Below are 16256 nucleotides of genomic sequence, written 5' to 3'. Positions count from 1 at the left end.
TCGTTCGGCTCAGTCAAGATTTTCGTGACGGGGTGACCGAGCGTCACTTCGGTGGCATGGTCTGCAGTGTGTGATGACTTGCTGGACATGGTATTTCCGCACCTGGAGAAGGTGCTGGTGGAACGTGTGGGGGTGGAGGACGGCGTGGTGCGGGTCCAAGCCCGCACCCGCCATGGTGCACTTGAGTGTCCCGACTGCGGCGTTTCCTCGGGCCGGGTCCACAGTTGGTATCGACGGTGTCTGGCGGATGCCGCCGTGGGCGGGCGTGCAGTGGTCATCGACCTGTCGGTGCGGCGATTGTTCTGCGATGTCGTCAGTTGTGCGCGTCGTACCTTTGTCGAGCAGGTCGAAGGACTGACCATCCGGTACGGACGCCGCACTGTCTTGCTGGCGGCCCTGGTACAGGCCATTGCACTGGCGCTTGCCGGCCGGGCCGGTGCGCGGCTCGCCGCCGTGCTGCATATCGTCGTCAGCCGGACGACGCTGCTGAATGTGCTGATGGCGCTGCCCGACCTCTGCCCTCCCTCACCGCGGGTGCTCGGGGTGGATGACTTCGCCACTCGACGTGGGCGCAGATATGGGACGGTGCTGGTCGACGTCGAGTCCCATGCCGTCCTTGACCTGCTGCCTGGCAGGGAGAAGGAACCTGTGGCTGTCTGGCTGGCCGGACACCCGGGGATCGAGGTGATCTGCCGGGACCGGGCCGGCGCCTATGCAGAGGCGGCCCGCGCAGGCGCTCCGGGCGCGCTGCAGGTCGCCGACCGGTGGCATTTATGGGACAACCTGGCCACCGCTGTCGAGCGCACTGTGATCGCTCACCGTCCTTGTCTGCAAGGACCTGAGGTGAGCACCCCTTCGGCCCGGCGCATGGCCGCGGCTCCGCCCTCGATCCTCAATCCGGACACCGGTGCGGAGAAGTGGCTGGTCACTCGGACACGGGAGCGGCACAAGGCAGTTCACCGACTGCTGGCCCGCGGATGGACGATCAGCGCCATCGCGCGGGAGTTGGGCCTTGCCCGGCACACGGCGGAACGCTATGCCCACTGCAAGAACCTCGACGGTCTCATCGAAGGCGCCCTTCGCACCACACGCCTGGACGACTACAAGCCTTACCTGATCCGGCGCTGGAACGAAGGATGCACCGATGCTGCCCGTCTCTTCCGGGAGATCCAGACCCAGGGCTACCCGGGACGAACCCCACAAGCGGTCCGACGCTATCTCCGCCCGCTTCGTACCGACCTCGGCTCCATCCGGTCGCCGGCCCCGGTACTCAAACCGCAGCAGGTCACCAACTGGATCATGTGGAACCCCCAGCACCTGCGTGACGACGAAGAACGCCAACTGGGTGAAGTGCTCACCCGGTGCCCGGAGTTGATTGCCGCCCGCAGTCACGTGGCCGCCTTCGCCCGCATGGTCTGCAACCTCGGCGGAAACAACCTGCCGGCGTGGACAGACGCTGTCCACGCCGATGACCTACCCGCCCTGCACGCCTTTGCCGACGGTCTTCGGCGTGATCACCAGGCTGTCACTGCAGGCCTTACCCTGCCCTGGAGTTCCGGCCCTGTCGAAGGCCACGTCAACCGGATCAAGATGCTGAAACGACAGATGTATGGGAGAGCCGGCTTCGCACTACTCCGCAAACGAGTCCTCCTGGCCTGACCCAAGCCACACTCCGTCACCACGTCACGAAAATCTTGACTGAGCCTCCCGATGACGCCGCCCACCACCCGCACCTGGGCCAGGCGCGGACACACACCCGTCATCCGGGTGCGCGGACGCTCCCAGCGCCGCATCTCCATCGCCGCGCTCGCCTGCTACAAGCACGGCGAACGCATACGCCTGACCTACCGGCCCAAACGGCACGTCGATCACAAACGAGGCGGCAGACGCAGCTTCACCTGGACCGACTACCGCGATCTCCTCATCGACGCCCACCAGCAACTCGGCGCACCCATCGTGCTCGTCCGGGACAACCTCAATGTCCACAAGGACCGCCGAATGCGGCAGTTCATCGACACCCACGACTGGATCAGCTGCTACTTCCTGCCGGCCTACCCACCCGACCTCAACCCCGTCGAGGGCATCTGGTCACTACTGCGACGCAGCAGCCAGGCAAACACCGCCTTCACCGACCCAGACCACCTCATGCGCACGCTCCGGCACGGTCTCCGCCAGATCCAGTACCGCAGCAACCTCATCGACGGATGCCTCGCCGAAACCAGCCTCACCTTGTGGAGTGCCGGTAAGACGGGCACACGTGCCCGCACAGCGCGTTGAAGCAGGGAGCCACCGGATGGGTCAGACGACCCAGGCCGGAATCCCTGGACTTCAGGCCAGGGAGCACGTCAAAGTCCCACCACTGACCGGACCTGAACAACCGCCACTGCGCCTGTTGGCCCGGCCCGCTGCGTCGCCTGCCTGGACGGATAGGCGGGGTACTTCGGCGCGAACGTGTCGTGGCCAAGCCGGATCCCTCAGTGGCCGTGTCGCGAGCCGGGAGACCCGGCCGCTCCACGCAGGGCGGTCCGGCCCGTGCCGGTCGGCAGCGCCCCTGCGGGAACCGGCTGCCTGCGCCGGGCGAGGGATTCCTCGGCGGCCTTCCGGGGGTGACGACGCCGCCAGTACGGGTTGTCGTGCGGAAGCTTGCTCGACACGCGGCCGTACATGCCGAATGTCAAGATCACCAGCCCCATGACGAAGCTGAAGATGACGTTGGTCATGCCGAAGTCGAGGATGTTGGCGGGCCGGTCGAGGATGAAAATGTGGACGAATCCGCTGAGCAGGAACAGGGTTCCCACCGCCATGTTGAGCGTGGAGGCGACGTTGCCGCCGATGCTGCCGCCGATGATCAGGGTCAAGCCGACCAGCACGGAGATCAGGCTGAGGGCGCCGTTGGTCGACATGCCCGCGATGCTCTGCCCTTCGGTGTTGAACGGACTGAGCTCGTCGGCGAAGCCGAGGATGCCGAAAACGAGCAGGATCACCCCGCAGAAGGCGGCCCCCCAGCGGTACACGGCGGCCAGGTGGTGGTCGACGGGCAGTTCATCCTGAAGCTTCATCGCTCGGTCCTTCTCTTGCCGGGAGTCAGGCCCGCGAAAGCGGCGCCTTTTCTTGCGTTTCGCGCCTTTATTCAGTCGAAAGTTGCCGAGTGGTTGCATCGCGTCCTGGGATGGCGGGATCAGCCCGTCGAGCCCCTGCCGGCGCCGAAGTAGCTGTACACCGCTTGGGGCATCCTTTGGACCACCTCGTCCCCCAGGTGTTCGAATTCTCCGCGCAGGAACGGAGAGGCCAGCCGTGCCAGGCCGTGGAAGTCGATACGGGCCCGGTAGGTGAGAAGGGTGGCGCCGTTCTCCTCGCGGAAGGTCAGGTCGTCCGTGGAGGTGGCGGTGCGGTTGCGTCCGACGAAGGTCAGACGCAGGTCCTCGAGCCGGACCAGCCGGTAGCGGAGTTCGGTGCGTCGTCCGCGGAACATCGAGACGTTGAGCCATTCGGCACCCTTGGTGACGGGAGCGCCGGCTCTGGCCGGACGGCAGCTCACCGTGCCCGGGTCCCATTCCTGCGCGTGCGAGAAGTCGGCCAGGTAAGCCACCACGTCCGGCAGAGGGTGGTGCAGGGTGAGCGTGCGTTCGACTTCGACCATGGAACGTCCCTTTCACGGAGACCGCAGCGGCTGACTTCAGGAGTGTGGGGGCCTACCTGCCTTCTCTTCCCGACGGGAACACTGAGCGGATGCAGCGGCTTCGTCGCGTGACGCAGTGTCTGGCGGTCTTCTCGGGGCATTCGCACCCCGAACTCCTGGGCGATCTCGACTGACGGAGCGCTATCAACGCAGGACCCCGGCGCTACGGCGGATCGTGGAGGCTGTCGCGGTTGCACTGGCTGGCTCTGCGGGGGTGCGGGTGCTGACGGTGTTGAATCAGGCGCTGTCGTCGGCGTCGGTGCTGAACCGGCTGATGCGCATCGCGCTGCCGGACAGACCGACGCCCCGAGTAGCAGGTATCGACGAATTCGCTCTGCTCAAGGGCCACCGGTACGCCGCGATCATCACGAATGCGGAGACCGGCGAGCGGGTCGAGGTACTGCCCGACCGGCGCAAGGACACCGGGTCAGTAACCACCACATGCGTGGTTTGAGGCTTTGTGCACCGGGCGTCTGGGACGGCATCGCGCCTGGCTGTCTGCTCGGTTTGACCGATGACAGCGCAGACGAAGGGCGAGTCCTCGCTCTTCATCGGCCGCGACTTCACCGCCGAGGCCGTGAACACGAAGTACGTCGGCGACATCACCTATCTCCCGCTGACTGGCGGGAAGTTCCTGTATCTGGCCACGGTCATCGACCTCGCTTCCCGGCGCCTGGCCGGCTGGGCGATCGCGAATCACATGCACACCGACCACGGCGCCCAATACACGAGCCGGGTGTTCGCCGACGCCTGCCGCCGGGCGGGCGTGATCCAGAGGATGAGCGCCGTCGGCAGCTCAGCGGACAACGCGCTCGCCGAGTCCTTCAACGCGACCTGCAAGCGAGAGACGCTCCAGGGCCGCAGGGACTGGGCCGACGAGCGCGAAGCCCGCCTCGATCTCTTCCGCTGGCTCCACCGGTACAACATCCGACGCCGCCATTCCAGCCTCGGACAACGCAGCCCGATCACCTACGAAACAGCACTCGCCACAACATCAACTAACCTGGCCCCAGCCGCATAACCCGTGTCCAAGATTCCGGGTCAAGGCCCCCCGCCCTGCACGCCCCGCCCTCTGGAAGGGGGAGGGCGGGTCATTGTCCCAAGTCCTCAGGGACAAACGCGGATGATCGTCTTTCCCTTGCGTCGCTCGGTCGGGTTGAGGGCGGCGACGGCATCGTCGAGGGACGAGACGTCACCGATGTTCGTCCGCAGCCGTCCGTCCCGCACCCGCTGCACGACCTCACCCAGTTCGGCACGATCGGCCTCGACAACGAAATCCACCGCCAGGCCCTCAGCGGGCCGCGCCTCGACCGGGCCGACGATGGATACCAGCGTTCCTCCAGCCTTGATCAGGGCAAAGGACCGCTTTTGAACGTCGCCCCCGAGGACATCGAAGACCAGATCGACGTCGCCGACGTCCTCCAGCGCGTCATTCTCAAGGTCGACGAACTCATGCGCGCCGAAATCGAGTGCCTTCTCACGGTCGGCGGCACGTCCGGTGCCGATGACGTATGCGCCGGCCTCACGTGCGAGCTGGGTCACCATCGTCCCGACTGCCCCGGCCGCGCCGTGGGCGAGGACGGTCTGGCCGGGCTGAAGGCGGCCGTGCTGGAACAGTCCCTGCCATGCGGTCAGACCTGAGATGGGCAGGGAGGCGCCTACCGTGTAGTCGACGTCGCCGGGCAGGGGCGCGAGGTTGCGTGCTTCGATTGCCACGTACTCCGCCAGGGTGCCGTCACGGTGCCAGTCGGCGAGGCCGAACACCCGCTGCCCGACCGACAGCCCCGTCGTGCCGTAACCGAGGGCGGTGACCACTCCAGCCAGCTCGTGGCCGGGGATCGACGGCGTCTTGTCACGGCCGGCGCGATCGGTCCAGGTCGATGGCCACTCCAGCTCGGTCGGCACGAAGCCCGATGCGTGAATCCGAACGATGACGTCGTTGATCGCTGCAGACGGCTCGGGCCGCTCCACAAGCTTCATCCCGGCTGTTCCCGCGGTCTGGTCCGTCACCACGATCGCTTTCATGGGAATTGCCTCCTTGGTCGTTTGTCTCTTTGGTGGAAACGTTGCGGGGATGGAAGGCCCGTTCGGTATCCCCTCGGTGGGCTGATAGGAGACGGCCGGCCGATCTGGACAGCGCCGGCCGGACTGCTATTCACTCGTCGTCATGTCTTCGACCTTAGGAGTGGAGCAGCCCAGGGGTATGGTCCATTTTCATGGCGAAATCTTGGGCCACTCTGGGATTCGATTCGAACGGGACGAGCCTGCGCAAAGGCTGAGAAAGCCAACAGCTTCCGCACCTTCGGCCTTTCGCCGCTGGACGTCCGTGTCGTTGAGTTCCAGAACCGAGCCCGGATGCCTGTGGTGGACGACGACCGAGGCGACTGGACTGACGCTTCGACCTGCACAATGCCGTTGTGGTCGCGTCAATCAGTCGGGGAGCCATTCGGCCGTCGCACGCTGGCACCATGCCAAGACCGGCGGGTGATGGAGCCCGGATCGGGCGCACGACAAAGTGACATGTTGGCCGAATAGGTGCTCGGCAGCGGGCCTGAGTTGGTGACGAGGTGGTCTCAGATGCGTCGTGCGCTGTCCAGCTACCTTGCGAACCTCGTTCGCGTCGGAACGAGCGGCGGGAGGGGCTGCACCGCAGCTGAGGGAAGTGTTGGGGGAGCGGGCGCCGGATCTGTGGGCCCGACGCGGTGGGTGGGGCCGGTTGCTGCGGAAACATTTTCGTGGTGTTCGGCCGGCGCATCGGGTATGCCGCCGCAACTAGATCGCAGGCTGAAGGCCCTTTATGGCTCTCTGGCCTGCAGCGCTTCAAAAAGCGAGAAGAGGATTATGTGGGGTTTGATCGACGGATCAACGCTGTGTCCTGCGAAGTTTCAGAGAATGAGAAAAGTCTGCATCCCCAGTGGAACGGCCTTAAAGAGCGTTTTGTGGCTCATCGCAGTAGAGGGTGTAGTCGGGGTCTGAAGCCGCCGGTGTCAAGCAGGCTGCGCGTGATGTAGTTGGTCAGGTTGCGGAAGCCGAGGGCGGTGACGCACAGGTGTTCGAGTCGGCCGTTGATGGCCTCGGTCGGGCCGTTGAACGTGCCGGGCCGGTCGAAGTAGGCCAGCACGTCAGCGGCGCGCTGTTTCAGTGTTCTGCCGAGTCGACTCAGTTCGGGCAGTCCGGCCGGGACGCCGTGGCTGATCGTCTTGATGACGGCGGCGAGTTCGGTCTTGCCGGCGCGGCGGTCGGGTTGCCGGTAGGCGGACACGATGCGCTGGTAGGCACCCCAGGTCGCCTCGACCGCGGCGTGTTCATCGGCAGTGAATACGTTGGTGAGTCGGGCGTGTTGGCGGTCGGTGAGCAGGCTGACACCGGTGCGCGGCACTCTGCGGATGCCGTAGAGCGGATCACCGACCCGGCCGCGGTGCCCGCAGGTGTCTTGCCGGACGCGTTGGCGGCATCGGTCCAGCGCGTCGCCGGCCAGGGCGACAACATGAAACGGGTCCATCACCGCGACTGTGTGGGGGACTTCTTCGGCTGCGGCGGTCTTGAAGCCGGTGATGCCGTCCATGGCCACGATCTCGATCCCGTCGCGGAACGCTGGTGTCTGGGCCTCGAGCCAGGTCTTGAACACCTGCTTGGATCGGCCTTCGACCATGTCCAGCAGTCTCGACGGTCCGGTGCCGTCGCGGACCGGGGTGAGATCGATGATGACGGTGACGAACTTGTCCCCGCGGCGGGTGTGGCGCCATGCATGCTCATCCACGCCCAGGGCTTGGACACCGTCGAAGCGGGTCGGGTCGGCGATCAGCAACTGGTGGCCGGTCGCCAGGACGGCGTCATTGACGGTGTGCCAGGACACCCCGAGCCCGGCGGCGATCCGGGCGATGACGACACTCTTCAATACCCACGTCACCGCCTGCGTCGAGAGTTTCGCCCTCGGCGCGGCGGCCGCGGTCGTGTCTTGGCGCCAGACCTGCCCGCAGCCCGAACAGCGGTAGCGGCGGATGCGGACGTGCAGGATCGTTGCCCGCCAGCCGAGCGGGACGTGCGCCGGTCGGCGCAGCACGCTGTCGCGCGGCACCCCCAGACAGCCGCAGGCATGGCACCGGTCATCAGGGCGGAAGGTGGCGTCACGCACGAGCCCAGGGCGCAACCGCTGATGATCGGCCGGTGGCGTTTGGTCGATCAAGCGCGGTCGTGGAGCGTGACCTGGTAGCCGTCGGGGTCGGCGAAGGTGAAGGTCCGACCGAAGGGACCGTCGATCGGTGCGGAGACGATGGTGTGACCGTCGGCGACGAGCGCGTCGTGGATGGCCTGGACGTCGGTGGCGTGGAGCCAGATCGCGGCACCGATGCCGGGCTGAGCGACGGATGCGAGGTCGGTGCCGGGAATGACGTCGCGGAGTGCGAACGCGATCGGCTTCGTCTCGAAGACGACGGCGTGCGGAGGTCCGGCCGACGAGCGGACGAGGCCCAGGTACTGCTCGTAGAACGCCTGCGAAGCGTCGAGGCCGCGCACTTGGAGCGAGATGAAGTCGGGGCCGGTGACGGGCATGATGACGCTCCTTCTTTTCGTGTCAGTTTTCTGACATGCGTCAACCTATGTCAGAATACTGACATGAGTCAAGAAGGTGTCGGCGTCAACCTGGAGACGTCACTGGGCTACCTGCTCAAAGAAGCGTCGAGCGCCCTCCGCGCGGCCATGGAGGAAGTGCTGCGGCCGCTCGGGATGAGCGTGACGCACTACTCCTGCATCGAGCTGCTGGCGCAACGACCGGGCTTGTCGAACTCCGAGCTCGCGCGGGGCGCGTTCGTGACACGGCAGACGATGAACGTGCTGCTCCAGACCCTGGAACGAGACGGCTACGTGACCAGGCCTGCGGAGGCACCCGTCGGGAAGGTGCTTCCCACGCGGCTCACGCCTCGCGGCCGACGAAGCCTCGAGAAGGCGAGCGCAGCCGTCCGGTCCGTCGAGGCCAGAATGCTGGCCGGCCTGACCGAGACCGAGCAGTCAGACGCGTTCCGGATCCTGCAGAGCATGATCCATTCCCTGCGCGGTGACAACGAGGGTGCATAGCTCGTTCCGCGGCGCACGTCTCGTCGCGCTCGGACAGGAATGCAGCCGAGCCTGAAATCCGTGTCGGCGACCTCGAAAACCGACAGACCCCGACTGCACCCTCTACTGCGATGAGCCCGTTTTGTCTCGGTAGGGCTGTTTGGTAAGGCGGTGATTCGAGGGGACGCGGTCGCTCTCGAGTGCGGCCCGTCGGGTTCAATGCGGGTATGGGGAATGCCCTGTGGGACCGGCTCTCGGTCGGGGTGCAGGCGGAGGTGGACAGCCTCGTCTCGGCCGGACGGAACGTGCAGGCCATTGCTGTGATGCGTGAGCGTGCCGGTCTGCCGACGCCGGGTCTGCATGAGTGTGTTGATCTGGTGGATCAGCGCTTCAAGGTACTGCGGCAGGGGCCGACGAACTCGTGATGACGCCGTGAGCGGTGGTCAGGCGTCGCGCCGGTTCGGGGTCGATTCGCGGGTGAGTCGGCGGCTTATGAGGTCGACCATCGCGACCTTGATCATGGCTTCGGAGCGGTGGGTCTCGTAGTCGCGGGCGAGGCGACGGTGGTGCATGAGCCAGCCGAATGTCCGCTCGACGACCCAGCGCCGCGGAATCACCTTGAAGCCCTTCTGGGCAGGGTCGCGGCGGGCAACTTCGACGTCGATGCCAAGGGTGGCACCGTGGTCGATGGCCTTGGTGCGGTACCCGCTGTCGGCCCATGCTTTGGTGATGCGGGGGTGGGCGGCGGCGATGTGCGAGAGCACATGGATGCCGCCGGCGTTGTCGGAGACGCTGGCTGCGGTGACCAGCACGGCTAGGAGCTGTCCGGCCGATCATGTGACTGTCGCCTGGTCGGATCGTTGTCCCGTGTATGGGGCGGGGCGATCTGTCGGATGAGGAGTGGGAACGGCTGCGGCAGTTCCTGCCGGTGGGCAACGGTCGGTGCGGGCGGTGGCGTGATCACCGACAGGTGATCGACGGGATTCTGCACCGGGTGAGGACCGGGGTGCACTGGCGAGATCTGCCGGAGCGGTCCGGGCCGTGGAAGACGGTCTACGAGCGCCATCGGCTCTGGTCCGCCGACGGCACCTGGGAACGGCTGTTGCAACGGGTCCAGGCCGCGGCCGACGCGGCAGGCGAGATCGACTGGGACATCTCGGTGGACTCCACCATCGTGCGCGCCCACCAGCACGCAGCCAGCGCCCGCACCGACCCGCCGGCCCTCACTGGCTCAAAGGGGGACGGGACGCTGGAACACCAGGACGAAACTCCGTGGCAGAGCCTCGTCGGCCGACTGGTGGAGGTGGTGCGGGAGGCGAGGGCCTGGGCCGCTCGCGCGGCGGCTTCACCAGCAAGATCTATCTGAGCGCGGACGGCTTCTGCCGCCCACTCTCTCTGATCGTCACCCCGGGGCAGCGGGCAGACTGCACCCAGTTCGTGCGCGTGCTGGAGAAGATCCGGGTCCCCCGGCTCGCGTTGGGCAGGCCCCGCAAGAAGCCCGACAGCGTCGCGGCCGACAAGGCCTACAGCAACGGCCCCTGCCGTCAGTACCTGCGGTGGCGCGGCATCCGGCACACGATCCCGGAGAAGGCCGACAGCCGGGCCGCCCGCCTGCGGAAGGGATCACGAGGCGGACGGCCACCGAGGTTCGACGAGGACCAGTACAAGAAGCGCAACACCGTCGAGCGGGCCATCAACAAGCTGAAGAACCCCCGCGCCGTCGCGACCCGATATGACAAGCGTGGCTACGTCTTCCTCGGCACCGTCACTGCTGCCGCGCTCGTCATCTGGCTGCGGTCCTGACGAGCGCTGAGACCGGTCACCATCCCAGATCGGCGGGGCGCTGATGCCCGCATGGCACGAGGCTGCCGTTCTTGTCGACGACCGTGGCGTCGTTGGCCGAGTTCACCCACACCGTGATGCCCTGAGCATGAACAACTACGTTGAACGGTGAATCCTCAGGCTCCAGGTCCGTCACCACGGTGAACTCCTCGCCGGGGCGCATCCAATGGTCAGTTCCCAAGGCTCCACCCACAGGCAGAGCATGCTCTCGGTCTCGTTGCTCACGCTGGTCTTCGACACGCCAGAACCCTGACAAGACCATGATCGGCCGCACAGGTCCTAGCCGTGCCAGGGGCCCGTCACCGCGAACGTCGTCCCGGGCGTGTAGCAGTTCACGTACATCGTGCCGCCGTCCGGGGAGAAGGTGACGCCCGCGAACTCGCCCCACTCCGGGGCCTGTGGCGTGCCGATGTTCTGGGCGCCGCGCGCCAGGGCGTACACCTCTCCGCGTCGTGTCACCCCGAAGACGTGCTGCGCGCCGTTGCCGTCCTCGCAGACCATCAGGCCGCCACCGGGGGCGAGGCAGATGTTGTCGGGGGACTCGCCGGGAAGTTGGATGTCGGTGCCGGGGCCGAAGACGATAACCAGCGTGAGGCGGCGAGCCGACGGGTCGTACCGCCAGACCTGGCCGTAGTGGTCGGCTGAGGACCCGTCGGCACTGCGGGCGAAGGAGGAGACGAAATACACGCAGCCGCCGCCCCAGTAGCAGCCCTCCAGCTTCTGCCCGTGCGTGATGCCCTTCGGGCCGAAGTCCTGGAGGCGGACGGGGGTCTGGGCCGCCAGGGGATCCGGGACGTCCACCCACTCGATGCCTTGGAAGGCCGTGCCGGTCTCCTGGACGGAGGAGAGGTCCCCCACGCCGGGGACGCGCATCGCCTGGAGCCGGCCGCCGGCGCGCAGTGAACCCGTCCCGCCTCGCGGTCGGTTGGGCAGGAAGCGGTAGAAGAGGCCGAAGGGCGAGAGGAACGCGTCCTCGGTCTCGTACACCACTCCCCGCCCCGGGTCGACGGCGATCGCCTCGTGTTGGAAGCGCCCCATGGCGGTGAGCGGAACGGCTCCGGTGCGGTGCGGGTCCACCGGGTCGACCTCGAAGATGAAGCCGTGGTCCTTGGTGTAGCCGTTGGTCCCGGCCTTGTCCTCGGTCTCCTCGCAGGTGAGCCAGGTACCCCAAGGCGTGGGCCCACCGGCGCAGTTGACGGCCGTGCCGGCGATGGCCACGCGTTCCGAGAGGACGTTCGCCTGCCGGTCGAGTGACAGGGACGTACAGCCGCCCTTGCCCATCGGGTCGTACGTGAGGCCCTCGACGGTCGGGACCGCGATCGTCGCGGTGACCCGGTTCTCGTGATTGCGGACCAGGTGGACGCGTCCGCGGCCGTCCCGGGAATGCCCCGCGAAGGCGGCCATGCCGTCGTGGTTGCTGGGCACCAGGCCCTCGCCGGAGCGGAGCCGGTCGCCCTCGCGCGAGAGGACGCGGTAGCGGAAGCCCTTCGGAAGGTCGAGCAGTCCGTTCGGGTCGGGGACCAGGGGGCCGTAGCCACGGTGGCCGAGGCTCTGCGCGGCGGCGGTGCCCGCGAACAGTTCGGAGAGATTTCCCGCGAACGCGAGGGAGCCGCCTAACGCCGCGGTCCGGGCGATCATCTGACGCCTCGTCGTGGACCGGCTGTTTTCGGGCATGGGACAACCTTCCTGCTGGCGGACAGGACTGTGACCCAGCTGTGTCTAGCACGCGGTGGAGTCCGCCGGAACCACGCACGTCGTACGTGTCACTCCTGTCGCTGGGGTTTCGTCGGGAAGACGGTGCCGCTCCCGCGAGTCGGCCGGCCGGGAGCGCCGTTCCCCTCCCTGGAGCGGCGATTGCTGCCGCGATTGCCGAGACGGAGCCGGGTGAGACCATCTGTGCAGGTCACAGCCGTGCATCGGTTCATGGAGCTGTGTTTCTGCGGGTTGTGCGGGGTGCGGGTGCCGGCCGGCCGCCACCCGCACCTTGCCCTCCAGATCACTTGAATGTGAACGCGATCCGGGGTGCGTTACCGATCAACCGCACCGCGGTGACACTTGGCTGCAGCAGCCATCCATTCACCGGTGCGCGAAGTTGCCGAGGGCCCGACCTCGGCAGCTCTGCAGCAGTTGGCCATCAAGCACCACCCGCCAGGCACCGGCCACCCCACCAGGCAGTCAGTCGTCACCCAAAAGTGAGTAACAGCCGCTTCGCCTCGGCCAGTGGCCCTGGACGGCAAAAAAAGAGCCCCTGTCCCGCGGAACGGGACAGGGGCTTCACAGAGCGCTGGGCAGGCCTTGCACCTGCATTTCCCCGCAGGAAGCGGGACGTCTTTCCTTGGACCACCAACGCATCACCTACCGGTACGACTTCCGCCGACCAGCTCAATCAATCCTAGTGCACGCCCCGAGCAGACCGAGACGGAGAATCGGCAGTGCCGCCGCAGCAGCACCGCGGCCCCCGCAGGGTGCTCCCCGCGCCCGGGCGGTTTAGCGCACTGTGGCGGCGTCTCGTGGTACGAATCGAATGCCAGGGTACGCGGGATAGGGGCTTGGCTCACCCTGCGGCAGCACGGGAGCCAACGCCTCGAACACCCGCTCCATCACCTGGTCCGTGAACCCAGCCATAGTGGCCGACACCTGGAGCAGCACACCGCCCGCCCGCGACGGGACTACTCGGTGGAACGCGCGCGAGTCCTCCAGCGCTGCGACGCCGCCAAGCTGCGCCGCAAGTTCCGCCGGACAGACCGTCACCCAGGCGTAGTCGCGCAGCAACTGCCGGCCTTCGCGTAGCGACGTCCGCTTCCTACGGCGCAACACGGCATCTAGGTTGGTGACCTCGTTGAAGTTGTCCCACTCGATGCGACCGAAGACGGGGTTGCTCCCATCTAGGGCGCGTATCGAGTCGTGATCAATCTGCAGGATTTACCCTCGCTCCGAGGTCTGACCCAGTAGATCGTCTTGCGTGACGCGAGCGCAACTAACGGACGTGGAGTGGGAGTCCATCGGGCCGTACCTGCCGATTGGCGAGTACGGCCCTACCCCGAGCGGCTGCGGCAGCAGTTCGAGGGTGTGATCTGGCGATTCAGGACAGGTGGACAGTGGCGGGAGATGCCGCAGGAGTTCGGCGCCCGGTCTACCGTCCACAACCGCTTCCGGCAGTGGCGGGACGCGGGCGTCTTTGAGGCCCTGCTGGAGGGCCTGATCGCGGAAGCCGTGAGGCGGGGCGGAGTGGACCTGTCCCTGGTCAGCGTCGATTCCACCACGACGCGCGCTCACCACGACGCCGCGGGAATACACCTGGGCGAGGACGTCCTCACCGCCCTGGAGAAGGCCGCCACTGAGGAAGAGAAAGCCAGGCCAAAAGGGGCAGCATCGAAGAACAAAACGGGCCGGACACCGAGAGCGATCCCGAGCGGGAGGAGCGACGACGCATCCGGCGCCGACGAAAACTCCGGCTGAAGGCTGGTCTCCTCGGACGCTCCAGGGGTGGGCAGACCAGCAAGGTCCACCTCGCCGCCGACCGCAGGTGCCGCCCGCTGGCGCTCGTCCTGACCGCGGGCCAGGCCGCAGACAGCCCGCAATTCGTCCCCGTGCTGGAGAAGATACGGTCCGTGGTCCCGTTGGCCGACCTCGCACCCGGCCGGTCGCGGTCGCCGGGGACAAAGCCTACTCGTCCCGCGGCAACCGCTCCTACCTGCGCAGACGCGGCATCAAGGCTGTGATCCCGGAGAAGAGGGACCAGGCCGCCAACCGGAAGAACAAAGGCAGCAGGGGCGGTCGGCCCGTCCGCCATGACGCCGACCTCTACAAGGAGAGGAACACCGTCGAGCGCCTGATCAACAAGCTCAAGGCGTGGCGGGGCATCGCCACCAGATACGGCAAGACCCCGGACAGCTTCCTCGCCGGCCTCCACCTACGCGCTTCGATGATCTGGATCAAAGACCTCACCCGGAGCGGCCCCTGACCACGGCCAGGTATGCGCCCCAGTCACGGGCCTCATGTTTCAGCCGTCGAAGCGAGACCAGCGGAACCCGTGCTCGAGCAGGGGCGTCAAGGTGGCGCGATGGAGCGTGGCGAAGGCCACGACGGCCTCGTTCTCGTCGCTGCTGATCGTCGTGAGCAGTCCCGGGGCGACGAAGAACTTCTCGGCGGTGTAGGCCGGCAGGAACGGGCTCAGGGGTACGGGGCGCAGCATGCTCCACAACGGGGCGAGGCGCACAGCCGGTATGCAGTAGGTCCATGCCTGGTAGAGGGCGGCGTTCATGGCTTCGTAGAGGGTGTACTGCAGGAGGAAGCGGCTGAGCGGTTCTTCTTCGAGTATGGTCTCCGGGCCCGCAGAGAAGGGGTCTTCGGTGAGCCATACACGGGGATCGGCTTCGCCCAGTTCTTGCGGTGGCCACGGGATGGACCAGTCCCGGGTGCCCTCGCCATCCGCGGCAAAGACCAGTCGGCCGCCGAGCGGTCCGGAAGTTCGCTGGGGCTGTTTCAGTACCGGGTTGCGGAATCTGTGGATAGCGGGGCGGAGGCGGGCCAGGCGGTAGAAGCCAGCCAACGCCTCCGGCAGGTCGTCGGGTTCGCCCTCCGTGCTCTCTTCCCCGGCCGGCTCCGCCTCCTCGGCGGGAAACCAGCCGAGGACGAACGACTCCAGGGCCCGGATCGGATCCGTTTCCACGTGGTCGACCCAGTCCGCCGTTGGCACCGACCCGGGTGCCGGGACGGGCCGGACCGCGTCCAGCATTTCGCGGGTCAGGGGCTGGTCGAGCCTCAATTCGGCGTGGTTGAAATGGGCAGGTGCCGACGACCCTCCCCGACAGAGCGCGGTGCCCAGGGGAAGGCAGCCCCGGTCCAGGCGGGCGAAGAGGTGAATGGGCAGGGCAGCCCGGAATTCAAACCGTGGATGGAGCGCCGGAACGGCGTCCCCGCGCAGAAGCACCTTGGTGGAGTCCTGGACACCACTGACCCCCGGGTTGTCCCCGGGCTCGACGATGACGACGGTCGCGTCCGCCCCCGCCCCGATCAGGGCCGGGCCCATCTCGTAACGGCGGAGCCCGGCTCCGGCGACGGACAGTGCCGCCGCCTCGGTGGTCAGGGACGGGAGCGTTCGCGTCATCTGGTCACCCTATCCAGGAGGACGGATCAGGGCTGATTGATCGCGACTCAATACGCGCCTAGTAGTCTTGCGCCCGCCGACGCTGGACCGGCTCGGGGAGGTCCTGCGCCAGGCGCGTGACGAGGGCCGCCCCTTCCCGATCGTGCACTTCGACGGCCACGGCTCCCTCGGAGAAGCGGACGCGGGTGGTGCGGGGACTACGGTCGGAGGTCGGCGGGGCAGCGGTCGGAGCCCGCTGACGTTCGAGGGCCCGGGGCCGCGCGGCTTGCTGACCTTCGAGCAACCGGGCGGTGGCGCGGAGCTGGTGTCGGCCGAGCGGGTCGCCAGGGTGCTGGCCGCCGCCGAGGTGCCGCTGGTGGTTCTGAACGCTTACCAGTCGGCCACTATAGCGGCGCAAGTGGAGGCTGCGGTGGCGACCCGGCTGCTGCAGGAGGGTGCCAGAGCGGTGCTCGCCATGGCGTACAGCGTGTACACGGTGGCCGCCGCGGAGTTCATGGCGGCGTTCTACGAGCGCTTGTTCGCTGGAGACCGGGTGTCCGAGGCGGTGGCGGCTGGCCGACGGCAACTCGCGGT

General features: G+C 67.1%; 13 protein-coding genes and 5 pseudogenes. 9 read left to right on the top strand and 9 right to left on the bottom strand.

The genetic code is table 11. The features are described 5' to 3' along the window. Window positions 1–87: 87 nt before the first annotated feature. Together OG410_RS00825 and OG410_RS00820 are read left to right on the top strand one after the other, a co-directional pair. Window positions 88–1659 (top strand): ISL3 family transposase, encoded by a 1572-nt coding sequence (locus tag OG410_RS00825; RefSeq protein ID WP_329303986.1) that lies wholly within the window; start codon window positions 88–90, stop codon window positions 1657–1659. A 51-nt stretch (window positions 1660–1710) separates the two neighbouring features. Then, window positions 1711–2277, top strand: a pseudogene (locus OG410_RS00820) (transposase); the annotation flags it as partial. Between the two features lie 197 nt (window positions 2278–2474). Here the strand turns inward: OG410_RS00820 and OG410_RS00815 are convergent. Further along, window positions 2475–3059, bottom strand: a complete 585-nt coding sequence (locus OG410_RS00815; RefSeq protein ID WP_329297259.1) for a DUF4383 domain-containing protein — start codon at window positions 3057–3059, stop codon at window positions 2475–2477. Window positions 3060–3178: 119 nt separating this feature from the next. Further along, on the bottom strand, window positions 3179–3640 hold the full coding sequence (locus tag OG410_RS00810; RefSeq protein WP_329297258.1) for an SRPBCC family protein: 462 nt from the start codon (window positions 3638–3640) through the stop codon (window positions 3179–3181). A gap of 214 nt (window positions 3641–3854) precedes the next feature. On the opposite strand from OG410_RS00810, the gene OG410_RS00805 reads away from it, so the two are divergent. Together OG410_RS00805 and OG410_RS00800 are read left to right on the top strand one after the other, a co-directional pair. Next, on the top strand, window positions 3855–4133 hold the full coding sequence (locus OG410_RS00805; protein ID WP_329297257.1) for a hypothetical protein: 279 nt from the start codon (window positions 3855–3857) through the stop codon (window positions 4131–4133). 102 nt (window positions 4134–4235) lie between these two features. Next, a pseudogene (locus OG410_RS00800) lies at window positions 4236–4700 on the top strand (transposase); the annotation flags it as partial. A gap of 86 nt (window positions 4701–4786) precedes the next feature. Here OG410_RS00800 and OG410_RS00795 read toward each other — a convergent pair. From OG410_RS00795 to OG410_RS00785, 3 genes are all read right to left on the bottom strand, one after another. After that, a complete protein-coding gene (locus tag OG410_RS00795) occupies window positions 4787–5704 on the bottom strand; it encodes an NADP-dependent oxidoreductase (RefSeq protein WP_329297256.1) in 918 nt (305 codons plus the stop codon). Between the two features lie 919 nt (window positions 5705–6623). Continuing rightward, window positions 6624–7865, bottom strand: coding sequence for an ISL3 family transposase (locus tag OG410_RS00790; protein ID WP_443063695.1), 1242 nt, complete (start codon window positions 7863–7865; stop codon window positions 6624–6626). Then, complete coding sequence (locus OG410_RS00785) at window positions 7862–8230, bottom strand: VOC family protein (RefSeq protein WP_329297255.1); 369 nt, start codon at window positions 8228–8230, stop codon at window positions 7862–7864. Before OG410_RS00785 ends, OG410_RS00790 begins: the two co-directional genes overlap by 4 nt. A gap of 63 nt (window positions 8231–8293) precedes the next feature. On the opposite strand from OG410_RS00785, the gene OG410_RS00780 reads away from it, so the two are divergent. Both OG410_RS00780 and OG410_RS00775 read left to right on the top strand, forming a co-directional pair. Next, on the top strand, window positions 8294–8752 hold the full coding sequence (locus tag OG410_RS00780) for a MarR family winged helix-turn-helix transcriptional regulator (RefSeq protein WP_329297254.1): 459 nt from the start codon (window positions 8294–8296) through the stop codon (window positions 8750–8752). A gap of 206 nt (window positions 8753–8958) precedes the next feature. Further along, window positions 8959–9156, top strand: a complete 198-nt coding sequence (locus OG410_RS00775) for a hypothetical protein (protein WP_329297253.1) — start codon at window positions 8959–8961, stop codon at window positions 9154–9156. Window positions 9157–9174: 18 nt separating this feature from the next. On the opposite strand, the pseudogene OG410_RS00770 reads toward OG410_RS00775, so the two are convergent. Beyond that, a pseudogene (locus OG410_RS00770) lies at window positions 9175–9558 on the bottom strand (transposase); the annotation flags it as partial. A 44-nt stretch (window positions 9559–9602) separates the two neighbouring features. Between OG410_RS00770 and OG410_RS00765 the strand changes: the two are divergent. Further along, a protein-coding gene (locus OG410_RS00765; RefSeq protein ID WP_443063694.1) for an IS5 family transposase occupies window positions 9603–10534 on the top strand; the annotation gives its coding sequence in 2 pieces (ribosomal slippage) (window positions 9603–9987 and window positions 9987–10534; 933 coding nt in all). A 16-nt stretch (window positions 10535–10550) separates the two neighbouring features. Here the strand turns inward: OG410_RS00765 and OG410_RS00760 are convergent. Then, the gene (locus OG410_RS00760; RefSeq protein WP_329297252.1) at window positions 10551–10712 is read right to left on the bottom strand and encodes a hypothetical protein; all 162 of its coding nucleotides are present in this window, start codon (window positions 10710–10712) and stop codon (window positions 10551–10553) included. Between the two features lie 140 nt (window positions 10713–10852). Continuing rightward, complete coding sequence (locus tag OG410_RS00755) at window positions 10853–12247, bottom strand: alkaline phosphatase PhoX (protein ID WP_329297251.1); 1395 nt, start codon at window positions 12245–12247, stop codon at window positions 10853–10855. Between the two features lie 1288 nt (window positions 12248–13535). Here OG410_RS00755 and OG410_RS00750 point away from each other — a divergent pair. Further along, window positions 13536–14537, top strand: a pseudogene (locus tag OG410_RS00750) (IS5 family transposase). 39 nt (window positions 14538–14576) lie between these two features. On the opposite strand, the gene OG410_RS00745 reads toward OG410_RS00750, so the two are convergent. Further along, on the bottom strand, window positions 14577–15683 hold the full coding sequence (locus OG410_RS00745) for a hypothetical protein (RefSeq protein ID WP_329297250.1): 1107 nt from the start codon (window positions 15681–15683) through the stop codon (window positions 14577–14579). A gap of 67 nt (window positions 15684–15750) precedes the next feature. Here OG410_RS00745 and OG410_RS42470 point away from each other — a divergent pair. Continuing rightward, a pseudogene (locus tag OG410_RS42470) lies at window positions 15751–16242 on the top strand (CHAT domain-containing protein); the annotation flags it as partial. Between the last annotated feature and the right edge of the window lie 14 nt (window positions 16243–16256).

It is taken from the genome of Streptomyces sp. NBC_00659 (assembly GCF_036226925.1).
In the GTDB taxonomy this organism is placed as follows: Bacteria; Actinomycetota; Actinomycetes; order Streptomycetales; family Streptomycetaceae; genus Streptomyces.
The sequence above is the reverse complement of the archived record's forward strand: the minus strand, read 5'-3'. Positions and strand labels throughout refer to the sequence as shown.

Bases quoted from the DNA above. Each gene is read 5' to 3' on its own strand.
- OG410_RS00780 (WP_329297254.1), top strand. From the start codon at position 8,294: ATGAGTCAAGAAGGTGTCGGCGTCAACCTGGAGACGTCACTGGGCTAC.
- OG410_RS00755 (WP_329297251.1), bottom strand. From the start codon at position 12,247: ATGCCCGAAAACAGCCGGTCCACGACGAGGCGTCAGATGATCGCCCGG.
- OG410_RS00785 (WP_329297255.1), bottom strand. From the start codon at position 8,230: ATGCCCGTCACCGGCCCCGACTTCATCTCGCTCCAAGTGCGCGGCCTC.
- OG410_RS00745 (WP_329297250.1), bottom strand. From the start codon at position 15,683: ATGACGCGAACGCTCCCGTCCCTGACCACCGAGGCGGCGGCACTGTCC.
- OG410_RS00825 (WP_329303986.1), top strand. From the start codon at position 88: ATGGTATTTCCGCACCTGGAGAAGGTGCTGGTGGAACGTGTGGGGGTG.
- OG410_RS00810 (WP_329297258.1), bottom strand. From the start codon at position 3,640: ATGGTCGAAGTCGAACGCACGCTCACCCTGCACCACCCTCTGCCGGAC.
- OG410_RS00815 (WP_329297259.1), bottom strand. From the start codon at position 3,059: ATGAAGCTTCAGGATGAACTGCCCGTCGACCACCACCTGGCCGCCGTG.
- OG410_RS00775 (WP_329297253.1), top strand. From the start codon at position 8,959: ATGGGGAATGCCCTGTGGGACCGGCTCTCGGTCGGGGTGCAGGCGGAG.
- OG410_RS00795 (WP_329297256.1), bottom strand. From the start codon at position 5,704: ATGAAAGCGATCGTGGTGACGGACCAGACCGCGGGAACAGCCGGGATG.